The 20308-nt window shown below is 64.3% G+C and carries 15 protein-coding genes; 9 read left to right on the forward strand and 6 right to left on the reverse strand.

Going from position 1 to position 20308, the window contains the following annotated elements; all coding sequences use genetic code 11:
* Positions 1–63 precede the first annotated feature (63 nt).
* From B3P22_RS12780 to rlmF, 8 genes are all read left to right on the forward strand, one after another.
* Positions 64–483 carry a DNA polymerase III subunit chi gene (locus B3P22_RS12780; RefSeq protein WP_296271216.1) on the forward strand — a complete coding sequence of 140 codons (420 nt, stop codon included), beginning with the start codon at positions 64–66 and terminating at the stop codon, positions 481–483.
* A 60-nt stretch (positions 484–543) separates the two neighbouring features.
* On the forward strand, positions 544–984 hold the full coding sequence (locus B3P22_RS12785; protein WP_296271217.1) for a DNA polymerase III subunit chi: 441 nt from the start codon (positions 544–546) through the stop codon (positions 982–984).
* A gap of 138 nt (positions 985–1122) precedes the next feature.
* A complete protein-coding gene (locus B3P22_RS12790) occupies positions 1123–3954 on the forward strand; it encodes a valine--tRNA ligase (protein ID WP_296271218.1) in 2832 nt (943 codons plus the stop codon).
* A gap of 138 nt (positions 3955–4092) precedes the next feature.
* Positions 4093–5526, forward strand: a complete 1434-nt coding sequence (gene nhaC / locus B3P22_RS12795; RefSeq protein WP_296271219.1) for a Na+/H+ antiporter NhaC — start codon at positions 4093–4095, stop codon at positions 5524–5526.
* Between the two features lie 144 nt (positions 5527–5670).
* Positions 5671–7047 carry a sodium:proton antiporter NhaD gene (nhaD, locus tag B3P22_RS12800; RefSeq protein ID WP_296271220.1) on the forward strand — a complete coding sequence of 459 codons (1377 nt, stop codon included), beginning with the start codon at positions 5671–5673 and terminating at the stop codon, positions 7045–7047.
* A gap of 36 nt (positions 7048–7083) precedes the next feature.
* Positions 7084–7380 (forward strand): winged helix-turn-helix domain-containing protein, encoded by a 297-nt coding sequence (locus B3P22_RS12805; RefSeq protein ID WP_275546002.1) that lies wholly within the window; start codon positions 7084–7086, stop codon positions 7378–7380.
* Positions 7381–7643: 263 nt separating this feature from the next.
* On the forward strand, positions 7644–9473 hold the full coding sequence (locus B3P22_RS12810) for an SLC13 family permease (protein ID WP_296271243.1): 1830 nt from the start codon (positions 7644–7646) through the stop codon (positions 9471–9473).
* A gap of 126 nt (positions 9474–9599) precedes the next feature.
* Positions 9600–10598 (forward strand): 23S rRNA (adenine(1618)-N(6))-methyltransferase RlmF, encoded by a 999-nt coding sequence (rlmF, locus tag B3P22_RS12815; RefSeq protein ID WP_296271221.1) that lies wholly within the window; start codon positions 9600–9602, stop codon positions 10596–10598.
* Positions 10599–10919: 321 nt separating this feature from the next.
* Here rlmF and B3P22_RS12820 read toward each other — a convergent pair whose 3' ends face one another.
* The 6 genes from B3P22_RS12820 to sbcD form a co-directional block, all read right to left on the reverse strand.
* Complete coding sequence (locus B3P22_RS12820) at positions 10920–11462, reverse strand: isochorismatase family protein (protein WP_296271222.1); 543 nt, start codon at positions 11460–11462, stop codon at positions 10920–10922.
* Between the two features lie 2 nt (positions 11463–11464).
* Entirely contained in the window at positions 11465–14899 is a 3435-nt protein-coding gene (locus tag B3P22_RS12825; protein ID WP_296271223.1) for an AAA family ATPase, read from the reverse strand.
* A gap of 60 nt (positions 14900–14959) precedes the next feature.
* The gene (locus B3P22_RS12830) at positions 14960–15325 is read right to left on the reverse strand and encodes a hypothetical protein (protein ID WP_296271224.1); all 366 of its coding nucleotides are present in this window, start codon (positions 15323–15325) and stop codon (positions 14960–14962) included.
* 70 nt (positions 15326–15395) lie between these two features.
* On the reverse strand, positions 15396–16493 hold the full coding sequence (locus B3P22_RS12835) for a GGDEF domain-containing protein (RefSeq protein WP_296271225.1): 1098 nt from the start codon (positions 16491–16493) through the stop codon (positions 15396–15398).
* Between the two features lie 247 nt (positions 16494–16740).
* The gene (locus B3P22_RS12840) at positions 16741–17700 is read right to left on the reverse strand and encodes a quinone oxidoreductase family protein (RefSeq protein ID WP_296271226.1); all 960 of its coding nucleotides are present in this window, start codon (positions 17698–17700) and stop codon (positions 16741–16743) included.
* 376 nt (positions 17701–18076) lie between these two features.
* The gene (gene sbcD, locus B3P22_RS12845) at positions 18077–19291 is read right to left on the reverse strand and encodes an exonuclease subunit SbcD (RefSeq protein WP_296271227.1); all 1215 of its coding nucleotides are present in this window, start codon (positions 19289–19291) and stop codon (positions 18077–18079) included.
* A 214-nt stretch (positions 19292–19505) separates the two neighbouring features.
* On the opposite strand from sbcD, the gene B3P22_RS12850 reads away from it, so the two are divergent.
* Positions 19506–20306, forward strand: coding sequence for a 50S ribosomal protein L11 methyltransferase (locus B3P22_RS12850; protein ID WP_296271228.1), 801 nt, complete (start codon positions 19506–19508; stop codon positions 20304–20306).
* Positions 20307–20308: the final 2 nt, after the last annotated feature.

Consider the following 20308-nt stretch of genomic DNA (forward strand, 5'->3'; position numbering starts at 1 on the left):
GGATAAATCCGCTCCTACAGAATGCCATTCACCGCCATTCGCTTTTTATCGTCGAAGCCCCTGATGCCCAGAATCGAGTTCTACGTTCTATCCTCCAGCGACGCCGCGGGCCGTCTGCGTGCTGCCTGCCAGTTGGCGCTCAAGGCCTGGGGCGCCGGCATGCCGGTGTTCGTCCGAGGTAGCGACGAGGCGCAATGCGCTGAGCTCAACGAGCTGCTGTGGAGTTTCAAGGCCGAGCGCTTCGTACCCCACGACCTGCACCAAGACGCGCCGCTGTCGCCCGTGGTGCTGGGTATCGATGAAGTGCCGAGTGCCGACCAGGGCGTGCTGATCAACCTCGGCAGCAGCCTGTCGCCGCACGTCGAGCGCTTTTCCCGCATCATCGAGATCGTCAACCAGCAACCCGAATTGCTCAGCGCCTGTCGCGAGAATTTCCGCACCTACCGCCAGCGCGGGTATGATCCGCAGCGCGTCGAACTTTAGTGGCCGTCGGCGCTCACAATTCAGGCTACTTCTGCCCTTTTGCCCGCTGCACCGACCGCCATGGACACGCCCAAGCCTCCGCAAAAACCTGCTCAGTTGCTGCACGACCTGGAGTCGATTCGCGAGCTGCTGGGTGACGACAGATCCGAGCCGCCGCTGCTGATCGACTCGCTCGATCCGGACAGCATCCCGGTGCTGTCCGATATCGTCAGCGCGCCGCCCGGCCCACCGCCGCCCTTCCACGCCGCGCCGGCGCCCAAGTCGAGCGCGCCGGCGCCAGCATCTGCCGAGCCTCCGCCCGCGAGCCCGTTGCGCGAACGCATCGAGCCGCGCCTGCACGACAGCGCACGCGAGCTGCAGCACCTCAATGGCGAGCTGCGCGCAGCCGCGCAACTGATTCTGCAGGACGTGATCGACGACTTCGTGCCGCAGATCGAGGCTGAACTCAAACGCCGCCTGGAAGCCCGACTGCCGCGCCTGTTGCCGCCGCGCAGACCCTGACACGTCTCAACCCGGGCGGCGCGCCCTGCCCCCAGCGTCGCGCCACTGCCCTCTGACGCGCAGCCCTTACGCCGCAAGGCCCATCCCCGTTATACTTGTCGGCTTTTCCGATCAGCCGTCACAAGGGTCCCGCCGCGCATGGACAAGACCTACCAGCCGCACGCCATCGAATCCAACTGGTACCAGACCTGGGAGCAGAACAACTACTTCGCCCCACAAGGTCATGGTGAGCCGTACACCATCATGATCCCGCCGCCGAACGTCACCGGCAGCCTGCATATGGGTCACGGCTTCAACAACGCGATCATGGATGCGCTGATCCGCTTCCGCCGCATGCAGGGCCGCAACACCTTGTGGCAGCCGGGCACCGACCACGCGGGCATCGCCACCCAGATGGTGGTGGAGCGCCAGCTCGCTGCGCAGGCCATAGGTCGTCACGACCTGGGCCGCGAGAAATTCCTGGAGAAGGTCTGGGAATGGAAGAACCAGTCCGGCGGCACCATCACCCGCCAGATCCGTCGCCTCGGCTCCTCTGTGGATTGGTCGCGCGAGCGCTTCACCATGGACGACGGCCTCTCCGAAGCGGTGAAGGAAGCCTTCGTCCGCCTGCATGAAGACGGCCTGATCTACCGCGGCAAGCGCCTGGTCAACTGGGACACCAAGTTCCACACCGCCATCTCCGACCTCGAAGTGGAGAACCACGACGAGAAAGGCTCGCTGTGGAACCTGCGCTACCCGCTGGCCGACGGCAACAAGACCACCGAAGGCAACGACTACCTGATCGTCGCCACCACCCGCCCGGAAACCATGCTCGGCGACAGTGCCGTGGCCGTGCATCCGGAAGACGAGCGCTACAAGGCGCTGATCGGCAGCTACGTCGAACTGCCGCTGCTGGGCCGCCGCATCCCGATCATCGCCGATGACTACTGCGATCCCGAGTTCGGCACCGGTTGCGTGAAGATCACCCCGGCGCACGACTTCAACGACTATGAAGTCGGCAAGCGCCACAACCTGCCGCTGATCAACATCTTCGACAAGAATGCCGCCGTGCTGGCCAGCGCCCAAGTGTTCAACCTCGACGGCAGCGTCAACGAGCAGGTCGAGGCCAACATCCCCGAGCAGTTCGCCGGCCTGGATCGTTTCGAGGCGCGCAAGCAGATCGTCGCTGCGTTCGACACTGCCGGCCTGCTGGAGAAGATCGAGGATCACGCGCTGAAAGTGCCGAAGGGCGACCGCTCCGGCACCGTGATCGAGCCGTGGCTGACCGACCAGTGGTACGTTTCCACCAAGCCGCTGGCGGAAAAAGCCATCGCTGTGGTCGAGAGCGGCGAAATCCAATTCGTGCCCAAGCAGTACGAGAACATGTACTTCAGCTGGATGCGCGACATCCAGGACTGGTGCATCAGCCGCCAGCTGTGGTGGGGCCACCGCATCCCGGCCTGGTACGACGAAGCCGGCAACGTCTACGTCGGCCGTGACGAAGCGGAAGTACGCGCCAAGCACAACCTCGGCGATGCCGCCCTGCGCCAGGACGAAGACGTGCTGGACACCTGGTTCAGCTCCGGCCTGTGGACCTTCTCCACCCTCGGCTGGCCGCAGCAGACCGACTTCCTCAAGACCTTCCACCCCACCGACGTGCTAGTCACCGGCTTCGACATCATCTTCTTCTGGGTCGCGCGGATGATCATGCTGTCGACTCACCTGACCGGGCAGATTCCGTTCAAGACCGTGTACGTGCACGGCCTGGTGCGCGACGGCCAGGGGCAGAAGATGTCCAAGTCCAAGGGCAACGTGCTCGACCCGCTGGATATCGTCGACGGCATCACCCTCGACGAACTGCTGGAAAAACGCACCAGCGGCATGATGCAGCCCAAGCTGGCCGAGAAGATCGCCAAGCAGACCAAGGCCGAGTTCCCCGAAGGCATCGCCAGCTACGGCACCGACGCCCTGCGCTTCACCTTCTGCTCGCTGGCCACCACTGGCCGCGACGTGAAGTTCGACATGGGCCGCGTCGAGGGCTACCGCAACTTCTGCAACAAGCTGTGGAACGCCGCCAACTTCGTCATCGAGAACACCGATGGCCAGGACACTGGCGTGGGCGGTAAAGAAGTCGAGCTGTCCTCGGTGGACCGCTGGATCATCAGCCAGCTGCAACGCACCGAAGCCGAAGTCACCCGCCAGCTCGATGCCTTCCGCTTCGACCTGGCCACCCAGGCGCTCTACGAGTTCGTCTGGGACCAGTACTGCGCCTGGTACCTGGAGCTGGTCAAGCCGGTGCTGTGGGACGAGAACGCGCCGATCGAGCGCCAGCGCGGCACCCGTCGCACCCTGGTCCGCGTGCTGGAAGTCATCCTGCGCCTGGCTCACCCGTTCATGCCCTTCATCACCGAAGAAATCTGGCAGCGCATCAAGGGCCAGGCCGGCGTGCAGGGCGAGACCCTGATGCTGCAGCCCTGGCCGGTGGCCAATGAAAGCCGCATCGACGCCGCCGCCGAAGGCGACATCGAGTGGGTCAAGCAGTTGATGCTCGGTGTACGGCAGATCCGGGGCGAGATGAAAATCTCCATGGCCAAGCGCATCGACATCATCGTTGCCAACGCCAGTGCCGAGGATCAGCGTCGCCTGGCCGACTTCGAGCCGCTGCTGAACAAGCTGGCCAAGCTCGAATCCGTGCGCGTGCTGGCTGCCGGTGAGGAAGCGCCGATGTCCGCCACCACCCTGGTCGGCGAGATGGAGGTGCTGGTGCCGATGGCCGGGCTGATCGACAAGGACGCCGAACTGGCACGCCTGGACAAGGAGATCGCCCGCCTCGACGGCGAGGTCAAGCGCGTCGGCGGCAAACTGGCCAACGAAGGCTTCGTCGCCAAGGCGCCCGCCGAAGTGCTGGAAAAGGAACGCGCCAAACTGGCCGAGGCCGAGCAGGCCCTGGCCAAGATGGTCGAGCAGCGCGGCAAGATCGCCGCGCTCTGATCCCCCTGCGACACCCACAGGCCCGCGCCCTAACCGGCGCGGGTTTTGTTTTTTGTGGGAGGGCTTCAGCCGCGAGCTTCAACCGCAAAGTCGCGGCTGAAGCCCCTCCCACGGTTCATCTGATTTTCCGGTACCCCCATGACTGCCCGCTCCCCTTCCCTGCTTGATGCGCTGCTGCCGATTGGCGTGCTCGTCATTCTGCTCAGCCTCTCCGTCTACCTGTTCGGTGATGGCTCCTCAAGCGGCCCGAACCAGATCGCTCTGATGAGCGCCGCCTTCGTCGCCGGCCTGGTCGGCCTGAAGAACGGCCTGCGCTGGGCCGAGATCGAGGAAGGCATACTTGCCGGCATTCATATGGCGATGAAGGCCAACCTGATCCTGCTGGCGGTGGGCGCGCTGATCGGCACCTGGATTCTCGCCGGCACCGTGCCGACCATGATCTGGCTGGGCCTGAAGCTGATCAGCGCCGAGTACTTCTACGTCACCAGCTGCCTGATCTGCGCGCTCACCGCGCTGTCCATCGGCAGTTCGTGGACAGTAGCCGGCACCCTCGGCATCGGCCTGATGGGCGTGGCGGCGGGCCTGGGTCTGGATCCGGCGATCACCGCCGGCGCGATCATTTCCGGCGCCTACTTCGGAGACAAGCTCTCGCCGCTGTCGGACACCACCAACCTGGCGCCGGCCGCTGCCGGTGCCGACCTGTTCGCGCATATCCGCAACATGCTGCGTACCACCGTGCCGGCGCTGCTGATCGCCCTGGTGATCTTCTTCGTGCTCGGCCAGCAGGCCGGCACCAGCCACGACACCGGGCGCATCGCCGAAGTGCTGGCGGCGCTGGAGGCGCAGTTCAACCTGGGCTGGCACCTGCTTTTGCCGGTGGCCTTTTTGTTGTTTCTCGCCATGCGTCAGTGGGCGGCCTTTCCGGCGGTATTTCTTGCTGCGCTGCTCGGCGCCGTGTTCGCCGTGCTGTTTCAGCCGGAGGTGATGAGCCGTCTGGCCGACCCAGCGGCCGGCGTTCTGGCGCCACTGAAAACCGTATGGAGCGCGCTGTTCGCCGGCTATGAATCGGCCAGCGGCAACGCCGAGCTCGACGGCCTGCTGTCCAAGGGCGGCATGGGCAGCATGCTCACCACCGTGTGGCTGATCATCTGCGCCATGTGCTTCGGCGGCGTGCTGGAACGCCTCGGCCTGCTGCAACGCCTGCTACAGAGCGCGCTGCGCCTGGTTCGCAGCGACAGCGGCCTGGTCGTCAGCACCATCACCACCACCATCGGCACCAACATCATCACCGCCGATCAGTACATCGCCCTGGTGCTGCCGGGCCGTATGTACCGCGCCGAATACGAGAAGCGCGGCCTGGCGCCGACCTACCTGTCCCGCGCACTGGAAGACGGCGGCACCCTGACCTCGGTGCTGGTGCCCTGGAACACCTGCGGCGCTTACATGGCCGCCACCCTGGGCGTGGCCACCCTGAGCTACCTGCCGTACTGCTTCTTCAACCTGATCATGCCGGTGCTGGCCATCGCCCTCGCCTACCTGCTGCCACCACGCAGCAGCGCTGCCGCACAGTAGCCGTACCGCTGCGCGCGAGCGGCATGGATCGCCCTCGCTGCGCAGCTGCGGCATTAAGTCGTTTCCTTTTACAAGGTATTTCAGGCATCTTCCCCCCGCCTACCGACCTCCAATACCTCCAAAAGAAAACAGGCGGACCCCTTCATGTATGCGTTGATGGCCCTCGTATTCGTCCTCGGTTACCTGTGCATCGCCCTCGAACACCCGTTAAAGATCGACAAGGCAGCCTCCGCCCTGCTCACCGCCGTGATCGCTTGGACGCTGCTGGTGCTCGGCGCCGACAGCATCCTGCCGCTGCTCGGTACCGGCACTGCAGGGGCCAGCACCAACACCCATCATGTGGTCGAAGAGCTGCGCCATCATCTCGGCGAGATTTCCGAGATCCTGTTCTTCCTCATGGGCGCGATGACCATCGTCGAGCTGATCGACGCCCATGAAGGTTTCAAGGTCATCACCGACCGCATCCGCACCCACAAGCGCGTGCACCTGCTGTGGCTGGTAGGGCTGATCACCTTCTTCCTGTCCGCCGCGCTGGACAACCTGGCCACTACCATCGTGATGATCTCGCTACTGCGCAAGCTGATCGCCGACCGCCACGAGCGCTGGTTCTACGCCGGCATCGTGGTCATCGCCGCCAACGCCGGCGGCGCCTGGTCGCCTATTGGCGACGTCACCACCACCATGCTGTGGATCGGTAATCAGGTCACCGCCACCGGCATCATCATCGAGCTGTTCCTGCCCAGCCTGGTCTGCCTGCTGGTGCCGCTGCTGTTCATGAGCTTCCGTCTCAAGGGCGAGGTGGCCGAGCCGCGCATCAAGGAAAGCGCCGAGAGCCGCCGCGACCCGACCACGCCCTTCGAACGCAACCTGGTGTTCGGCCTCGGTCTGGGTGCGCTGATCTTCGTGCCGGTATTCAAGACCATCACCCATCTGCCGCCGTACATGGGCATCCTTTTCGGCCTCAGCTTGCTGTGGATCACCACCGAGATCATCCACCGCAGCAAGAACAGCGAAGAGAAGGACCCGCTATCGGTAGTCGGCGTACTGCGCCGTATCGACATCACCAGCGTGCTGTTCTTCCTCGGCATCCTGCTGGCGGTGTCGGCGCTGTCCAGCGCCGGCCACCTGATCCAGGTGGCGACGCTGCTCAAGGACAGCCTGGGCAACGTTTACAGCATCGCCATTTCCATCGGACTGCTGTCGGCCGTGGTGGACAACGTGCCGATGGTCGCCGGCGCCATGAAGATGTACCCGCTGATCAGCCCCGAAACCCTAGCCACCGCTGCCGCGGAAGAACTGCCCTGGCTGCGCAACTTCGTGGTCGACGGCAACTTTTGGGAAATGCTCGCCTACTGCGCCGGCACCGGTGGCAGCTGCCTGATCATCGGTTCGGCCGCCGGTGTGGCAGCCATGGGTATGGAGAAGATCAACTTCATCTGGTATCTGAAGAAGATCACCGGCCTGGCCCTCCTCGGCTACCTCGCCGGTGCCGGCACTTACATACTGCTGTTCGCCGCCTGACCCGCGGCGGCGCCCGGACACGAACAGGAAGTCACCATGCAGACGAGCAAGACCCGCACCAGTTTCTACCGTCGCCTCTACGTGGCCTGGCTGATCGACAGCGGCCAGGCCGTCAGCGTGCCCGCGTTGATGGAGGCCACCGGCATGCCGCGGCGCACCGCGCAGGACACCCTCGCGGCGCTGGCCGAACTGGATATCGACTGCCAGTTCGCGCAGAACCAGGGCGAGCGCAACAATGCCGGTCATTATCGGATTCAAGACTGGGGGCCGATCGACAAGCGCTGGATCGCCGCCAACCTGCAACAGATCAAGGCGACGCTGGGTTATCCCTGAGATAATCGCGCCTTTACTTCAGGGCGCCTCTAAAAACGTAGGCGAGGCAGTCAGCACAAGGCACAACGACCAGCGGGAGTAACAGCCGAAGGCTGGCCCGAAGGGCGAGCGCCAGCGAGTCAAGCAAGCGAAAAACGGTCGGAGTCGCGCTCGACTTTACGAGCTGTAAATGAGCATTTTGATCGGACTCGCGCACGAGCTTGTTTTTAACGCAGTGATGACAACGCAGGTAGTTTTTAGAGGCGCCCTTCATGGGACATGCGATGAATCCGGATCTGCTCTGGGTGCTCGGCCTGCTGGCCGGCGCCATCACCCTCTTCGTCATCGGCAAGCCGCGCATGGACGTGGTCGCCCTGCTGGTGCTGGTCGCCCTGCCGCTGACCGGTGTGCTCGACCTGCAGCAGACCCTGGCCGGTTTCAGCGATGCCAACGTCATCCTCATCGCCGCGCTGTTCATCATCGGCGATGGCCTGGTGCGCACGGGTATCGCCTACCGCCTGGGCGACTGGTTGGTGGCCAAAGCTGGCAGCAGCGAGACGCGCCTGCTGATTCTGCTGATGCTGGCAGTGGCAGGGCTGGGTTCGGTGATGAGTTCCACCGGCGTGGTGGCGATCTTCATTCCGGTGGTGCTCGGCGTCGCCGCACGCCTGCGTATCGCCCCGGGCCGTCTGATGATGCCACTGGCCTTTGCCGGGCTGATCAGCGGCATGCTCACGCTGGTCGCCACGCCGCCGAATCTGGTGGTACACGCCGAACTGCGCCGCGCCGGCCTGGATGGCTTCGACTTTTTCACCTTCACCCCCATCGGCCTGGCAGTGCTGGTGCTCGGTGTCGGCTACATGCTGGTCGCCCGGCGCTGGCTGGTGCGCAATGACGCCGACGGCAACGCCGAGCCGCCGCGCCTGACCCTGGCCGACCTCGCCGAGCGCTATCGCCTGAGCGAGCGTGAGCGGCGCCTGCAGGTACGCGCCGACTCGCCCCTGGCCAGGCAGATTCTCAACGAGCTGCAGCTGCGCCGTGATCACGGCATCAACGTCATCGCCATCGAGCGTCGCCAGCGTCTGCGCACCCTGTTGCTGATGGCCAGTGGCAATACCCTGCTGGAGCCGGGCGACGTGCTGCTGGTGGATATCGCCAGCCCCACCATCGGCCTGCTCGGCAGCTACCAGGCGCTGGGCCTGGAGCCCATGCCGCTGCCGCATTCCTATTTCAGCCTGCATGCCCATGAACTGGGCCTGGCCGAAGTGGCGCTGCCGCCGGAGTCGCAATTACCCGGCAAGACCATCCAGGAGCTGGGCTTTCGCTCGCGGCACAAGCTCAACGTGGTCGGCCTGCGCCGCCAGGGGCAGGCGCTGGAAGGCGTGCTGGTGGATGAGAAACTCAAGGCCTCCGACACCCTGCTGGTAGCCGGCGCCTGGCGCGATATACACCGTTTGCAGGGGCTGAACCGCGACTTTCTGGTGCTCAGCCTGCCGGCGGAAGTAGCCGAGGTGGCACCTGCCGCGCGCAAGGCGCCCTACGCGCTGCTCAGCCTGGCGGTGATGGTGGGCCTGATGGTCAGCGGCCTGGTGCCCAATGTGCAGGCCGCGCTGATCGCCTGCCTGCTGATGGGCGCGTTTCGCTGCATCGACCTGGACAGCGCCTACCGCGCGATTCACTGGCCAACGCTGATCCTCATCGTCGGCATGCTGCCCTTCGCTCAGGCGCTGCAGCAGACCGGCGGCGTCGAACTGGCCGTGCAGGGCCTGGTGGGCGGTCTGGGCGGTGCAGGACCGCACCTGATCCTGGCCAGCCTGTTCGCGCTGACCGCGGTGATCGGCCTGTTCATCTCCAACACCGCCACGGCGGTGCTGATGGCCCCGGTGGCCATCGCCACTGCGCAGGCGCTAGGGGCCTCGCCGCTGCCTTTCGCCATGACCGTGGCGCTGGCTGCGTCGGCAGCGTTCATGACGCCGATCTCCTCGCCGGTGAACACCTTGGTACTCGGCCCCGGCCAGTACCGCTTCGGCGACTTCGTGCGTATCGGCGTACCCTTCACCCTGCTGGTGATGATCGTCAGCGTACTGCTGGTGCCGATGATCTTTCCGTTGTAGCCCAACGCGCCTGTGGGAGCGGCCTTGGCCGCGAAGCTTGGCTGTCGCACCCATTCGCGGACAAGTCCGCTCCCACACCGCGCCAGGCTGTGGGAAAATCCGCACCCGACTCGCCAGACCATCGCCATGCCCCAGCCGCCGAAACGCCCACGCAAACCCGCCCCCGCCGCCGTGAAAACCGCGCCAGCCAAGGGCGAGCTGCATCCGCGCAATCGTCATCAGGGGCGCTACGACTTTCCCGCGCTGATCGAGGCTAGCCCGGAGCTAGGCCATTTCGTCATCACCAACCCATACGGCAAGCCGAGCATCGACTTCGCCGAGCCGGCGGCGGTCAAGGTGTTCAACCGCGCGCTGCTGGCGCAGTACTACGGGATTCGCTACTGGGACATTCCCGATGGTTACCTGTGCCCACCGATTCCCGGCCGTGCCGACTATCTGCACAACCTCGCCGATCTACTGGCGAACGACAGTGATGGGCAGATACCACGAGGTGCCGGCATCCGCGCGCTGGATATCGGCGTCGGTGCCAACTGCATCTACCCACTGATCGGCCATTGCGAATACGGCTGGCGTTTCGTCGGCGCCGATATCGCCCCGGCCGCGCTGGCCTCGGCGCGCGCCATCGTCGCGGCCAACCCGCAACTGGCCGGCGGCGTCGAGTTGCGCCAGCAGGCCAATGCAGAACACATTTTCCTCGGCCTGCTGCAAGCCGATGAACGCTTCGACCTGACCCTGTGCAACCCGCCCTTCCACTCCAGTGCCGATGAGGCCACCCGCGGCAGCACGCGCAAGTGGCGCAACCTCGGCAAGCTCGACCCCAGGCGCAAGCTGCCGGTGCTCAACTTCGGCGGCCAGGCGGCCGAGCTGTGGTGCCCAGGTGGCGAGGCCGCCTTTCTCAAGCGCATGGCCAGCGAAAGCGCGCAGGTAGCCGCGCAGGTGTTGTGGTTCAGCAGCCTGGTGTCAAAAGGCAGCAACGTCGAGCTGCTGCAGGGTTGGCTGGCCAGGGCCGGCGCGGCCGAGGTACGCATCCTCGGCATGTCCCAGGGACAGAAGCAAAGCCGCCTGGTGGCCTGGACATTCAAGGATGCCAAGCAGCGCAGCGCCTGGCGGCAGGCAGGCGCCTGAAACTCCCACAGTGCCCTTAGACCGGATGCAATCCGGGAACGCTCTGCAAGCGCCAATGGCGAACTGTTCACTAGGCGCCTGAGTCCGCCCTACAGCGTTGTTCTGTAGGAGTGGCTTCAGCCGCGAAATGCCCAGCCTAGAAACCCGCCGCAAACCGTGGGAGGGGCTTTAGCCGCGACAAACCATCGCCGCTAAAGCGCCTCCCACGACAGTTGACCTTCGTAGCCCGGATGCAATCCAGGGCCAGCCGCCGAGATTCCCGGCTTGCATCCGGGCTACGGTTCCGTAGGAGCGGCTTCAGCCGCGAAATGCCTCGCCCGCTCAGCGAATGAAGCCCTTGCTAACCTCACGGAACACTTCAGTCCCCGCCTGCTCAAGCCATTCGAACGCGACCATCTCGCGCGAGACAATCACAGCACCAGCACGCTCCATGCGCGCCAGGCCCAGGGCCTTGTCGCGCGGCCGGCGCGAGCCGACGGCCTCGTCCACCACGAACACCTCGCGCCCGGCCGCCAGCAGACCTAGCACGGTCTGTAGCACGCAGACATGGGTTTCCGTGCCACAAACGATGAACTGCCGACGCTCGCCGCCCGGCAGATCGAACAGCCCGGCGCCCCCGGTCGCCGAGAAATGAATCTTCTCGCGCAACACCTCGCTCGGCAGCAGCGCCCGCAGGCCCGCCTCGGTCATCCCCAGCCCCTTGGGATACTGCTCGGTGGTGATCACCGGCACCTGCAGGCGCTGCGCCACCTGCACCAGCCAGGCGGCCTGCTCGACCACCGCCGCGCCGCCGTCGATGGCCGGCAGCAGCCGCTCCTGCAGGTCGATCACCAGGAGGGTGGAATCCTTCGCTCGCATCAGCATCACTACGCTCCTTCCTTCACTGCAAAACGCGCGTCGAGCCGGCTGTAGCCGAGGCCGACGCCCTTGTGCACCCGCAGCTGTACGGGAATGCGCTCCTTCATCGCCTCGACATGACTGATCACGCCGATGGTCTTGCCGCTGGCGTTGAGGTTGTCCAGGGCATCGAGCGCCACTTCCAGGGTTTCACCATCCAATGTACCGAAGCCCTCGTCGAGAAACAGTGAGTCGATGCTGGTCTTGTGGCTGACCAAGTCCGACAGCGCCAGGGCCAGCGCCAGGCTGACCAGGAAGCTCTCGCCACCGGACAGCGTACGGCAGTCGCGTGCCACATCGGCCTGCCAGGTGTCGCACACCTCCAGCTCCAGTTCGCCGCTGCTCTTGCGCGCCAGCTGGTAGCGCCCGTGCAGGCGCGTCAGTTGACGGTTGGCCAGGTGAATCAGGTGATCGAGGGTCAGGCCCTGGGCGAATTTGCGGAACTTGGCGCCATCGGCCGAACCGATCAAACCGTTGAGTTGCTGCCACAGCGCATGTTCGCGCTCCTGCGTGGCGATCTCGGCGAACAGTGCCTGCTGGCTGCTGCGCCGCGCATCGTCAGCCTGCAACTGGGCGCGCAGCTCGCCCTGGCGTTGACTCAGCTCGCGCAAGGCCAGCTGCAGCGCCTGTAGCTGCTCGTCCAGCTCGGCCAAGGTCAGTTCGGTCTGCGAAGCAGCACTCAACTGCTGCCATTGCGCGTCGGCGGCGGCCAGCAGCGTCGTCGCCTCGGTGAGAGCCTGCTGCAGACGCGCCTGCAAGGCGGTCAAGCGCTCGCGTTCGTCATCGTCCAGCAGTGCGGCGAGAAATGCCGGCAAATCGGCAAAGGGGCTGGCCACCAGCGCCTGCTGCCAGCGCTGCTCGGCATCGCTCAGGCGCTGCTGCAGTTGTTGCAGCAAGGCGTGCTGGCTCTGTTCCCGCCCCCGCAGGGCATCGCTTTCACGCTGCGCGCTGGCCAGCCTGTCGATAGCACCTTGCAGGGCCTGCTCGGGCTGCGTCACTGGTTCAGGTTCGCTCAGCGCCTGCGCCTGTTCGCCCTGCCAACGCTGCTGCCAGTGCTCGGCCTGGGCCTCGGCGTCAGCAAGCAAACGCTGCGTCTCGCGCTGTAGTTCGTGCAGTTGCTGATCCTGCGCCTGGGCCTGTTGCCAGTCGCGCCAGGCGCTTGCCTGCTCGGCCAGCCAGGCATCAGCGTCCGCCGGCAATTGCCGGGCGAACCCTTCGAGGCTGGCCAACAGTGCCTGCTCATGGCGCTGCAGTTCCTGCTCCAGGCCCAGCAGACGTTCATCCTGCTCACGCTGGCGTGCCAACAGATTGGCTTCATCGCGCGCCAGTAGCGCCAGGCGCTGCTGCATATCGGCCTGGGCGCGCTCGGCTACTTCACGCGCGTTGCGCGCCTGCGCGAGCTGTGCCTGCCAGTTCTCGACAGCAGCGAGCCGCTCCTGCAACTGCGCCAGGCTCTGTTCGTGTTCCCGCTGTAGCTGACTCAGCGCGTTGCCATCGGCGATCTGCAAGGCCTGCTCGGCCAGGTGCTGCTGCCACTGTGCGTTCTGCTGGGCAGCCTGCTGTTGCGCCTGCTCCAATTGCTGCTGCAGCTGGGCGATCTGCGTGGCCAGGCGGGTCAGCTCGTCACGCAGGGTGCCGCCCTGGTTCTCCAGCTGCGCCAGCTCGCTGCGGCACTGTTCCAGCGCCTGGCGCGTCGCGGAAACGTTGAGCGCCTGATACTGGCTGACCGCCGGATGCTCGTGCGAGCCGCACAACGGGCAGGCTTCACCCGCCTGCAACTGGGCACGATAGGCTTCCAGATCCTGAATGCGCTGCTCCTGCTCCAGCAGCTTTTCCTTGTCGATGACCTGCTGCTTGAGCCCCTTGTAGCGCTCGCGCAGGCCGGTGATTTCATCGTTCTTGGCGCCGTGCTGCGTTTGTAACTGCGCCAGGCGCGGGGCTAGCTCGGCGAGCTGTTTGGCCGTTTGCTCGCGGCTCTGCGCCAGCTGCTCGAGGCGGTCCAGCGCCCGGCCCTGCACTTGCAACTGCTGCCAGCGCTGACGCATCCCGGCCTCATCACCCTCGCCGAGCAACGCCTGCAGCTCGCTCTGCTGTCTGGCTTCGAGGCTCCTGGCCTGCTCCAGGCGTGTCGCTGCGTCCTGTTGTTGCGTGCTGAGCTGATCACGTTGGTGTTGCAGACTGTCGAGCTGCTCACGTTCCTGCGCCAGGCGCACCTGCAGCGTCAGCCGTTCCTTGAGCAGTTGCCCACGCTGATCGAATTGCGCACGCCAGCCCCCCAGCAACTCGCCCAGTCGCGCTCGCTGCGGGGTGGCGCTCAGGCGCGCTTGCAGCGCTTCGCGCTGTTCGGCCAGTTGCTGCTGTTCACGCTGGCGAAAGTTCAGGCATTGCCGGGCATAGCGGCCGGCCAGCCAGAGTTGCTGGTGTTCGCGCTCGCTGCTGTGGCGTTGTTGTGCCTGCAGGTCGTCCAGCGCCTGCTGCGCGCGCTGGCGATCCTCCTGCACCTGCCGCCAGCTCTGATACAGCGGCTGCAAGCGAACGGCCGGTTCACTGGCAGCCAGGCGCTGTAAATCGTCGGCCGCCTCGTCGCATACCTGCTGCGCCTGCCCCAGCGCCAGGCGTGCCTGCTCGCGTTGTTGCTCGGCCTGTTGCAGGGCCTCACGCCAGCGGCGCTGACCTTGCAGGGTCTGCTGCCGCGCCAGCAGAGGCGCCTCTTCCTGACTCAGGTGCTGATGCTCGGCCTGCAGCTCGGCGCGCTGCGTCTCGTCCAGCAGCTCCATGCCCTGGGCGCGGCTTTTCAGCAGATTGAGCGCCTGCTCCGAAGCCTTGGTACGTTCGTAGACCTGCTGCGAGATCTGCCCGTACACCTCGGTGCCGGTCAGCTCCTCCAGCAACTCGGCGCGCTGGTTGGCGTTGGCCTCGAGGAAGGCCGCGAAGCCACCTTGGGCCAATAGCATGGACTTGGTGAAACGCTCGAAATCCAGACCGGTCAGCTCGGCGGTAAGGTGTTCCTTCTCGCGAATCTTGTCGGTGAGGATTTCACCGTCGGCAATGCGCGCCAGTTCGACCTTGGGCGCCTGCAATGCACCCTCGACCTTGTCCCGCGCGCGACGCTGGCTCCAGAAGGCGCGGTAGCCCTGCCCCTTCACCTCGAACTCCACTTCGGCCAGGCAGTCGGCGGTATGCCGGGTCATCAGCTCGTTGCCGCTGGCCGACAGCGTGCTCATGCGCGGTGTGCGGTGGTACAAGGCCAGGCAGATGGCATCGAGAAGTGTGGTCTTGCCCGCGCCGGTCGGCCCGGTGATCGCGAACAGGCCGCTACCGGCAAAAGGCTCGGCGACGAAGTCGATCTTCCATTCGCCCTTGAGCGAGTTGAGGTTCTTGAGGCGCAGGCTGAGGATTTTCATGCACAGGTCGTAAGCCGATGAAGGCGTTCATTCTGGCATTGTCCTCAGCCGCGTGCAGGCTCAATCGCGGCAGTAGCCCTCGCCGCTGCGCACGGTCAGGCAGTTCTGCTTGTCCAGCAGCCACTTCATGCCGGTGGCCTCACCGTCGGTGGCGGTGATGGTTTCGACCTCTCCATCGCGCACGAAAACGATCTTCTCTCCCTGCGCACGGCCGACGAAGCGCCGCGGGCCGTCAAGGTTGGCGATGGTCAGTCGGTAGTCGGCGAGCGTTCCGCTGATCTCCAGGTAGGTGCCCTCCGGGCCGTTCCAGCGCCCCAGCCATTGCTCGGTCAGCCTGGCGTCCTGCTCGCTGGAGTTTTTCGCACAGCCAGTGAGCAAGAGGGAAACGGCAGCAGTCGCGAGAAGAAAATGCGCAGGTCTTTGCATGAGGCTCTCCACAGCAATGGGGGGTAGTCGCTTTCGACCAGAGCGGCTCATGGCCGGTTCAGGCCTGTACTCAAAGGACCTCGATACGGTCGCGGCCATTGGCCTTGGCCCGGTACATGGCCTGATCCGCGCGTTCCATCAGGCTGTCGAGGCTTTCGCCGGGATGGTATTCGGCAATGCCGAAGCTTGCGCTGTTGCGCTCAACGCGGTCGAACGAAAAGCCGTTGATACGCTTCTGCAGCGCCTGCACGGCCCGCATCGCATGCTCTGCATCGGTCTCGGGGAGGACGATGAGAAATTCTTCGCCGCCGAGTCGGCCGACTTTATCCACGACCCGCACACCGTCGCGCAGCAATCCGGCGAATTGACGCAGCACGCTGTCTCCGATCGCATGACCGTGTGTGTCGTTGACCGTCTTGAAGTGGTCGATATCGATCAGCACCACCGAAAATGGCGTGCCGTAGCGGTTGGCCCGTGCAGCTTCTTCGACGAGAAAGTGCAGGGTACGCGCGCGATTCCACAACCCGGTCAGGCTGTCGATGCTGGCGCTCAGGACCAGGCTGTCCTGATGCAGGAACATGCGTTTGTATGCCTTTTCCAGCAGAAATGCGCTGAGCAGGCCGAAGGAGAACGAGGCGAGAATCCAGATCAGGTGCAGGCGCTGCATGCCCGACTGCAGCGAATCACCGAGAGTGACGAGGAGAATCACCAGCACCGACGCCGAGGCCGTTGCGCTGGCCTGACGCAGGGTGAGCCCGGAAACGGCGAAGGTCCACATCAGGTTGAGGTAAATCTCCGGTGCGTAATGGACGAACAGCGGTGTGCCGTAATTGAAATAGAGATTGGCTGCCGCCGTACACACGGGCGCCACCATGAGAATGGCGAACATGGTGCGCTGGCGGTTCGGCTGAAAACTCAACACCTCAACTGCCAGCAGCGCTCCGGGCACCATCAGCCCGTGAACGATGAAACGAGCCCATACCTGCTCGCTCGCCACGTTCTGCTCGATGGCGGCATAGATCAGGTACAGCGCCATCGTCAGGAATGCGACGTAGCGAATCTGCGGAATCTTCGCCTGCAGATACCAGCTGACGAACGCCTGCCGAGTCGTCTCGGGCGCCCCGTGCAGGGGGTTCAGCGCACGTATCAAGGAATTCAACAACGGCACCTTTGCACCTCAGCCAAATGGCCATCATCCACAGCATAGAACGCCTGCAGCGGAACAGACCACAAGACGACGCCTGAGGGCTGCGGGGAAGGAGGAGCGCAGGTGGGCCGAATCCCCCCGGCAACTGGAACGGTCAACCCAATGGTCACAACAAAGCGGCTTCGGCACTGGCCAGACAGGGCAAAACTGGGAAGAAGCGCGGTTCACCGCTGTGAATGAGCGTTCGACTTCCTGCTCAGACCGGGTTTTACGGTTTGATGACGATACGCCCAAGCGGCTTCTCCTTCTCGGCATAATCATGGGCTGCGGCAGCCTCCGATAACTTGAAAGTTCGGTCAATGACGCTGCGAAGACTGCCCTTAGCAATGGCCTTCAACATGTCGTCAACATTCGAACGTACGGAGGGTCTCTCGAAAAGGGTTCCCATGAACACGCCCAGGAGTGTCTGGTTGGCCTGCATCGGTGGCCACAGGTCAGCTGTCAGGTTGCCGCCCCCCGCATTACCGACAAAGACAAGACGGCCCTCATGCGCGAGACAGGAAAGGGAGGCCTGCAGAGTCTTTCCAACCGGATCGATAACGAGGTCGACGCCTGCGCCTTCTGTGAATTTATGAACTGCTTCCACCACGTCAAAGTTAGCGCGGTCTATTACGTGGTCAGCGCCGAGTTCGACCAAGCGATTTTTGCGCTGTGCCCCGCTTGCTACAGCAATTACAGTCGCGCCCGATTGTGCTGCAAGCTGAAGAGCAGCAACCCCTACTCCGCCGGCAGCCGCCTGGATGAGAACAGTCTCCCCACGTTTAAGTGCGCCTCGCGTGAAAAGACAGTGGTAAGCGGTTCCAAACGAGATTGGTACAACTGCAGCATCCGAGGCATCTAGCTCATCGGGTATGCACCACGTTCGCGACTCCGCCAAAGACCAGAGTTCCGCATGCGAACCCTGCATATCGAACGCGACGACCCTATCCCCGACCTTGCGGTTTCTGACCTCCGCCCCGATCTCGATCACGGTTCCGGATGCCGCATAACCGACTACCCAAGATGGATGGGGCGGCGGTGTAGAGCGACGGTTGATCAGATCACCACCCTCGAGCGAAATGCCTTCAACGGAAATCAGCACTTCACCTGGACCAATAGCGGGTCTTGGAAGATCGATGTATCTCAAAACACTAGGCGCGCCGGGTGTATCGTAGGCTGCTGCTTTCACAATTTATCTACTCCTTGTCCGAATCAAGCTGTGGATGAGTGCGCTGAACCTGCTACGACTGAAGCAACTTCTCGGCACCAAGTCGGCCTCAAGATCCGTTCCAGCTAGCGTATTCCCGTAGCGAAACGACACTGATTCAGAACGTCGATTTATCGACGTTGTTCCATCGGTTTCAGATAAGTGAACCTACGTAGGGAACTACTAGCCCGTGGTTTTGGACCAGCTTCCCGCGCCGCGTTCAAGCGGCGGTTTGATCGAAATAGATTCGCCAGGGTACACAATGTCGACCTTGCGCTTGGCGTTGATAGACGGACGTACCTGGGGCTGGAGCGTGTCGGCATAGGTATGCGCTAGCGAGCAAAGCGCACCAGAGCATCTAAGCCCGCGGCAGCGTTTCCAACACCTGCCGATACAGCCCCTGCAGGCGTTGGGCATCGTCTTCTTCGAACGCCTCCTGCTGCAGCCGACGGGCGAAAACGTCCTCCACGCTCAGCTCGTCCAACGTCTCCCGCGCTTCGCTGGCAAGGCTTGCTGCCGCGTTGCCACGTTCACGGCGGATGCGCAGCACGTCCACTGGCAGCCCTTCGCAGAGGGCGTTGATGCGGCTTTGCAGATCGCTCAGGTAATCGTCGCTGCTGACCTGCACCTCCAGCCAGACCGGGCGTTCGGCCGTGCCTTGTGCGGCCTGCTCGGTGATGGCACCGGCCAGCTCCTTGAGCGAGCCGCGCAGGCTGGCCATGGGCTGGAACACCGGTACGGGCAATGGCGTGATCGACTGCAGTGCCCCCTCGGCGAAGTCCAGCAGCAGAACTTCCTTCTGCTGTCGCGCCTCGTCGAAGGACAGGGCAATCGGCGAGCCGCTGTAGCGGATGTGCTCCAACCCGCCAACCTTCTGCGGGCGGTGGATATGGCCAAGGGCGATATAGTCGGCCGGTGGGAAAGCGCTGGTGGGGAATGCCTCCAGGCTGCCGACGTAGATTTCGCGCACCGATTCGCTGGCGCTGGCGCCCACGGTGGTGAGGTGGCCGGTGGCGATGATCGGCAGGGCCAGCCCGAGCGCCTCGCGCTTGCTCAGCGCCAGTTCGTACAGGGCCTGGTAATGCTCGGCGATGGCTTGCTGCAGCGACTGTTGCTTGTCCTGCGCGCTCTGCCCGGCCTGGCTGGCCATGACATCACGCGGACGAATGAACGGGATGGCGCAGAGGGTCGCGCCCGGCTGGCCCGTGCGATCACGCAGCACCAGCACCTGCTCGACCGGATCGACACCCACGCCCGGCACCACGCGGGTGCCCAGTTGCGCCAGCAGGCTGCGGCTTTCGCCGAGCATGGCCGGCGAGTCGTGGTTGCCGCCGAGCACCACCAGCGCACAGCCGGCATCGCGCAGGTCGACGACCAGCCGGTAATACTGCTCGCGGGCGTAGCTGGGCGGCGCGCCGGTGTCGAACACATCGCCGGCGATCAGCAGCACATCCACTTCATGCGCGTGTACCTGTTCCAGCAACCAGGCGCAGAACGCCTGGTGCTCGGCCTGACGAGTCTTGCCCATGAAATGCTGGCCCAGATGCCAGTCGGAGGTGTGCAGGATGCGCATGCGAAAACGACCAAAGCGAAAAACCCGCCTACAGTGCCTGCGCAGCTGGATGCTGGCAATGCCGGGCGCCGCATCACATCCGGTTACACAGCCGCAGGCGTTGCGGCTACTGGGTTGAAGGGCGTTCTTGCCCGATCCTGCCGCGTCTCGATACGAACCTAGGCCCCGCTCGCCAGTCGGAAAAAAATCGCCACCCCGTGAGGAGCTTTTCCCGATGAGCGCTCTATCCGTTCGCGGCTTCGCCTCCCTCACCCTGCCCGTCGGATTGCTGGCCGGTCTGCTGATCGGCCCCGCGCAGGCCCAACAACCAGCGCGGCTCGACGTGCCCTACGTACCGACGCCGGAGCCGGTCGTCGCGCACATGCTCAAGCTGGCGGAAGTCGGCCCGGACGATTACCTCATCGACCTGGGTTCGGGCGACGGCCGCATCGCCATCTCCGCGGTGCAGGATCATGGCGCCAAGGCTGCACTCGGCATCGATCTGGACCCCGAGCGGGTCAGAGAAGCCAAGGAAAACGCCAAGCGCGAGGGCGTGACCGACAAGGTCACCTTCGAGCAGGGCGACCTGTTCCAGAAGGATATTTCCGAGGCCGACGTGCTGACCATGTACCTGCTTTCCACGGTCAACATGCGCCTGCGCCCGGTGATTCTCGACACGCTAGAACCCGGCACTCGGGTGGTGTCGCACGCCTTCAGTCTCGGTGACTGGGAGCCTGATCAGAGCGATGTGATCAACGGCAGCTCGGTATTTCTGTGGATCGTGCCAGCCAAGGTGGCGGGCCAGTGGACCCTCGAACTCGATGGCAAACGCTATCAGGTCGAACTCGATCAGCGCTTTCAGAAAGTCACGGGCACGGTCGAAGGCCATCCCACTGGACTCAGCGGCCAGTTGAAGGGCAACGAACTGCACTTCACCCTCGACGACAGGCTGTATGTCGGCCAGCTCAATGGTGATCGCATTGAGGCGGTGCCGGCGGACGGCGCGCAGCAGGGTTGGGTCGCGTACAGGAGCTGAAC

Source organism: Pseudomonas sp. UBA6323 (assembly GCF_002439135.1).
Lineage (GTDB): Bacteria > Pseudomonadota > Gammaproteobacteria > Pseudomonadales > Pseudomonadaceae > Aquipseudomonas.

Bases quoted from the DNA above. Each gene is read 5' to 3' on its own strand.
- B3P22_RS12780 (WP_296271216.1), top strand. From the start codon at position 64: ATGCCCAGAATCGAGTTCTACGTTCTATCCTCCAGCGACGCCGCGGGC.
- B3P22_RS12785 (WP_296271217.1), top strand. From the start codon at position 544: ATGGACACGCCCAAGCCTCCGCAAAAACCTGCTCAGTTGCTGCACGAC.
- B3P22_RS12790 (WP_296271218.1), top strand. From the start codon at position 1,123: ATGGACAAGACCTACCAGCCGCACGCCATCGAATCCAACTGGTACCAG.
- nhaC (WP_296271219.1), top strand. From the start codon at position 4,093: ATGACTGCCCGCTCCCCTTCCCTGCTTGATGCGCTGCTGCCGATTGGC.
- nhaD (WP_296271220.1), top strand. From the start codon at position 5,671: ATGTATGCGTTGATGGCCCTCGTATTCGTCCTCGGTTACCTGTGCATC.
- B3P22_RS12805 (WP_275546002.1), top strand. From the start codon at position 7,084: ATGCAGACGAGCAAGACCCGCACCAGTTTCTACCGTCGCCTCTACGTG.
- B3P22_RS12810 (WP_296271243.1), top strand. From the start codon at position 7,644: ATGAATCCGGATCTGCTCTGGGTGCTCGGCCTGCTGGCCGGCGCCATC.
- rlmF (WP_296271221.1), top strand. From the start codon at position 9,600: ATGCCCCAGCCGCCGAAACGCCCACGCAAACCCGCCCCCGCCGCCGTG.
- B3P22_RS12820 (WP_296271222.1), bottom strand. From the start codon at position 11,462: ATGCTGATGCGAGCGAAGGATTCCACCCTCCTGGTGATCGACCTGCAG.
- B3P22_RS12825 (WP_296271223.1), bottom strand. From the start codon at position 14,899: ATGAAAATCCTCAGCCTGCGCCTCAAGAACCTCAACTCGCTCAAGGGC.
- B3P22_RS12830 (WP_296271224.1), bottom strand. From the start codon at position 15,325: ATGCAAAGACCTGCGCATTTTCTTCTCGCGACTGCTGCCGTTTCCCTC.
- sbcD (WP_296271227.1), bottom strand. From the start codon at position 19,291: ATGCGCATCCTGCACACCTCCGACTGGCATCTGGGCCAGCATTTCATG.
- B3P22_RS12850 (WP_296271228.1), top strand. From the start codon at position 19,506: ATGAGCGCTCTATCCGTTCGCGGCTTCGCCTCCCTCACCCTGCCCGTC.